6 protein-coding genes are annotated in these 4,222 nt (G+C 27.4%); 1 reads left to right on the plus strand and 5 read right to left on the minus strand.

Features of this window, described 5'->3' with window-relative positions; genetic code table 11:
- Positions 1 to 410: GNAT family N-acetyltransferase (locus J7M77_RS16095; protein WP_296880413.1), on the minus strand; the 410-nt coding region annotated here is incomplete at its 3' end.
- A 126-nt stretch (positions 411 to 536) separates the two neighbouring features.
- Here J7M77_RS16095 and J7M77_RS16100 point away from each other — a divergent pair.
- Positions 537 to 971 (plus strand): HD domain-containing protein, encoded by a 435-nt coding sequence (locus tag J7M77_RS16100; protein WP_296880414.1) that lies wholly within the window; start codon positions 537 to 539, stop codon positions 969 to 971.
- 19 nt (positions 972 to 990) lie between these two features.
- Here J7M77_RS16100 and J7M77_RS16105 read toward each other — a convergent pair whose 3' ends face one another.
- The 4 genes from J7M77_RS16105 to J7M77_RS16120 all read right to left on the minus strand — a co-directional run bounded on the left by J7M77_RS16105 (position 991) and on the right by J7M77_RS16120 (position 4,122).
- Entirely contained in the window at positions 991 to 1,710 is a 720-nt protein-coding gene (locus J7M77_RS16105; RefSeq protein ID WP_296880415.1) for a glucosamine-6-phosphate deaminase, read from the minus strand.
- A 397-nt stretch (positions 1,711 to 2,107) separates the two neighbouring features.
- Positions 2,108 to 2,500, minus strand: coding sequence for a GntR family transcriptional regulator (locus J7M77_RS16110; protein WP_296880416.1), 393 nt, complete (start codon positions 2,498 to 2,500; stop codon positions 2,108 to 2,110).
- Positions 2,497 to 3,870, minus strand: a complete 1,374-nt coding sequence (locus J7M77_RS16115) for a PH domain-containing protein (protein WP_296880417.1) — start codon at positions 3,868 to 3,870, stop codon at positions 2,497 to 2,499. The genes J7M77_RS16110 and J7M77_RS16115 overlap by 4 nt, the downstream gene beginning before the upstream one ends.
- Before the next feature lie 75 nt (positions 3,871 to 3,945).
- Positions 3,946 to 4,122, minus strand: coding sequence for a hypothetical protein (locus J7M77_RS16120; RefSeq protein ID WP_296880418.1), 177 nt, complete (start codon positions 4,120 to 4,122; stop codon positions 3,946 to 3,948).
- Positions 4,123 to 4,222: the final 100 nt, after the last annotated feature.

The following is a 4,222-nucleotide window of genomic DNA, read 5'->3' on the forward strand; positions in this document are numbered from 1 at the left end:
ATCTTATGATCTTTGATGATTTTAAAACCATGATTAAGATAAAATTGATGAGCTGTTTTTCGTTTAAACTGAGAACCTAAAGTTATTGAACTTAACTGATTCTTTTTTGCAAACTTTTCGACATAATTAAGCAATTGACCACCAACCCCTTTACCTTGATAATTAGATAAAACGGCAAGAGTATTAATAATTAAATAAGGATCTTTATGAATACTATATTTAATCACTACTTCAATTACCCCAATTACTTTTAAATTATCACTGGCAATAAAAAGATAGTTACAATTACTTGCATTAATAACTTTAAGCATTTTATTCATTTTTTCTAACGGATAATCATAACCCATAACTTCTAAATATAAATCATAAATTCCTTGTAAGTCTTCTTTTTTTGCTTCTTTGATTTCCATAATAATCACCAACCAATCTTATTTTATTATAACATCTTATTTAATAGATAAGTCTATAATTAACTATATTTTATTGTTATAATATATAAAACAAAAAGAACGATTAAAACTATGGGGGTAATAAAAATGATCTACAGTAAATTAACAGTTAAAGCCATGAAGATTGCTTATGATGTTCATCAGGGACAAACTGATAAAACCGGTGTTCCCTATATTTTTCATCCTTATCATTTAGCTGAACAAATGGATGATGAAATAAGTGTTTGTGTTGCCTTGTTGCATGATGTGGTTGAAGATAGTGATGTTACTTTTGAAGATCTAGAAAAAAGTTTTCCTGAGGAAGTAATAGCTGCTTTGAAACTGTTGACCCATCAACAGGGAACGGATTATTATGAATATATTAATCATATTAAAACTAATGAATTAGCTAAGAAAGTTAAGTTAGCGGATTTGGCTCATAATTTAGACGAAACTCGTTTTGTCGATGGTGTAAATGAAGAAACTTTAAAATATCTTCGTAATAAGTATCAAAAAGCCAAAGCTATTTTAACAGCACAATAAAAAGCCGAAAAACGGCTTTTTATAAACGATTTAATTGTTTAGGATCAATCAAACTAGCAGCATCTTGATCACAAATAACAGTAAAATTAGGATGTAGTTTTAAAATAGTGGCAGGAACATCCTGGTTAATTGGTTCTTCTAAAAAGCGTTTAAGAATTTCTGCTTTTTCTTTACCATTAACGATCATAACTAGATGTTTAACTCGCATCAAGCTTTTTGGTCCCATAGTTAGTGTAAATGGCTGAGTTGGTCGATCTTTATAGGTTGGATTAACCGCCTGTTTTTCAGGGAATGGAATTTTATAAGTATAGCTGTCAAATGGTGTACAGCGAGGACAGTTACCACAGAAATGACCATCCCATCCTAAACCGATGACCATAACATCAATACCGCCAGCATTGCGGATTTCTTCGTCATAATTTTCCCAATTATCAGCATTCATGATATGAACGCGACTATCAGGAATATTAGCTGGCTGGAAAAATAATTGTTGCATATCATTCCAGTTTGGTCCTGTTTCTTGATCAGTATATGGATTTTCATCAAAAAGATAGTATTCGATATCTTTAAATTTTTCTTGATCTTTAACATAAGGAATCATCATGTCATACATCGTTTTTGGTGATCTTCCCGAAGTTAAAGAAATATTAACACGTTTATCTTGCATCATTGCTCCAAGTAAGATAAACATTGCACTTTCGCTCATTTTTTGTTCATTTTCTTCGATAATTAGTTTCATTTTTTCGCTCCTTTTACAGTTTTATAATATAAAGAATTATTTAAATGATTCTAGATTGCTTGGCTGATTAAAAACTAGGGCAATAGGATTAATTAAAATTATTTTGTGACACTATATATGCAAAACCAAAATCTTTTTTATATTTTAAACAGCTAAATAAAATGATTTCATTTGCACTTACGTTTAATCTTTAGCAAGAGCTTAGATAATCTTATTATCAAAAACTTCAAAAAGTTGATTTATCTAGCATAACTTTTCTATAATCCTTCCCTTACTTTAATTTTTGAATAATATTGGGTATAAATCATAAATAATTTCTTTATATTTTTTAGTTCCTCTTTATTAATTATACTAAAGAAAAAAATTAAAAGCCATAAATTTGAAAGCGTTTTCTTGATTATTTAGCTGTTAAACTATCATATTGTATTGTTTGCAATAATTTTTTACAAGTATCCATAAAATCATCTTTTTTCATGCCTTTAACAATTGCTTCACTGGCTAATAATTCTAGTTTGGAAACTAACTGATCTTGATGTTCTTTAGAATTATCAATCGTTGGCTGGACTTTAGCACCATGACGGCGATCGATACAAATATAGCCTTCTTGTTTTAATATTGAGTATGTTTTATTGATTGTCATATTATTGACTTGTAATTCTTTAGCTAAAGTTCTAACTGAAGGCAATGCTTCACCATATTTAAAGGTGCCACTAGCGATTCCTTTGATGATTTCATTGCGCAATTGTAAATAAATTGGTGTATTACTAGTATAATCTAATTCAATGATCATTGATTTATAACCTCCTTGATTTCTCTATATATTTTTATTGTTTTATTATCATTATCATCATTAATAATATAAGTATTACTATCAGTATATAAGACAATAAAATAATCATGTAAGTTAGCTTTATAAACTAAACATTTCCCATATTTATCATAAGTACATTTACCTTTAGTATAAGCAATAGTCCCCGTACCATTGATGCGCATACCATCACCTAAATTATCTGTTAACTCGGCTTTATAAACATTATCTAGATCAATTTCAGTTTGATAAAAGGGACTATCAACACTAATAATATTATGATTTAATGATAAATCAACTAATTGATGATGATAATCGAGATAAAGTGGATAACCAAAGATAAAAATAAGGATACTAGCGAAGATCATTATTAAACTAACAATAAAATATTTATAAGCTGGTTTAGCACTGTTGAAGATCATTTGACTGCCACAGTTAGTAAACATTTTAGGATCAGCTTTATTATAATAGGAATAACCAAAAATTCCATATCGCCAACAATCATCATTGCTAATGTTATATTCTTTATTTTCAGTAGCGTTTAATAATTCTTTTTTCTTACTTTGAAATTGATTAGTTTTGTAAATAATTAAAAGTAAATTACTAGACATGCCAATCATTATTAAGACAATGATAACAAATGGTAATTGATCAAGTAAAAATAACTGAAGTGTTAGATTAAAGATACTATCAAATAAAATCAATAAGAAAAAACAATGGGAAATATAATCAATTCGTAAGGTATTTAGGGTAATGTTAATGTCAGTATCTTGACAATAAGTTTTATGATCAAGCCGTTTAATCATGATCATTCCACCGATTAAAACGACAAACTGTAATAATAGATATAAGTAATTAATCAAATTAGCGTGAAAATAAAGCATCCAGCCACAAGTAAGCAAATCAATTACTAATACGATTAAATATCTATGATAATTAAAAGGCTGTTTTTCCATGTAAGCTAACATTTTTAAATCTACCTTAATTGTTTTACTAGTAGAATCAAGCCAATCACGTTCTTTTTTTAGTTTTAATAACTTATCACGATATTTTTTAAATGGTAAATTAATCAAGAAAACATTAACCCAGACCATGATAAAATAATAGATGAATTTAAATTGATCATTGATCAAGATCAAAGGTAAATAAACAATAAAGTTAACTAATAACATTTTTAATGATGCTTTTCGATAATCGGCTTCAATCTTTTTTAAATCTAAATCCTCATAAGCATATTCAGGTATATTCACTAACAATAACCGTCCATCTTGAAAGCGGGCGGTTTGTCTGCTTGAATAAAAAACACTAAAATTCCCAATACAAATTATACTGATTAAAATCATTAATAGCATATTGATCACCTCTATTTGTATTATAACATATAATACAAATAATACAAAGTGTTTTTGCGAATAATAATGTTATATTTATTTTTTATCATGTGATCCAATATAAATACAAAAATTGGTGAAAATAAACACACCAATTGTATAGATACTGACCATTTTTTTAAACATGATATAATAAATTAAAATAGCTAATAACCAGATTGTATCGATAATAAAAAGTGCTTTTATTTTTTTCTTTTGTCTAATCTTTTTCATCGTGATTCCTTGGACATTTTATATAATTATTTTCTTAAAATGATGGTATCTAACACGTAGATGATTGTCAATTTAATTTAAGATGTTTAAGATTTTTTAA

This window comes from Thomasclavelia sp. (assembly GCF_017889095.1).
Taxonomy (GTDB): domain Bacteria; phylum Bacillota_I; class Bacilli_A; order Erysipelotrichales; family Coprobacillaceae; genus Thomasclavelia.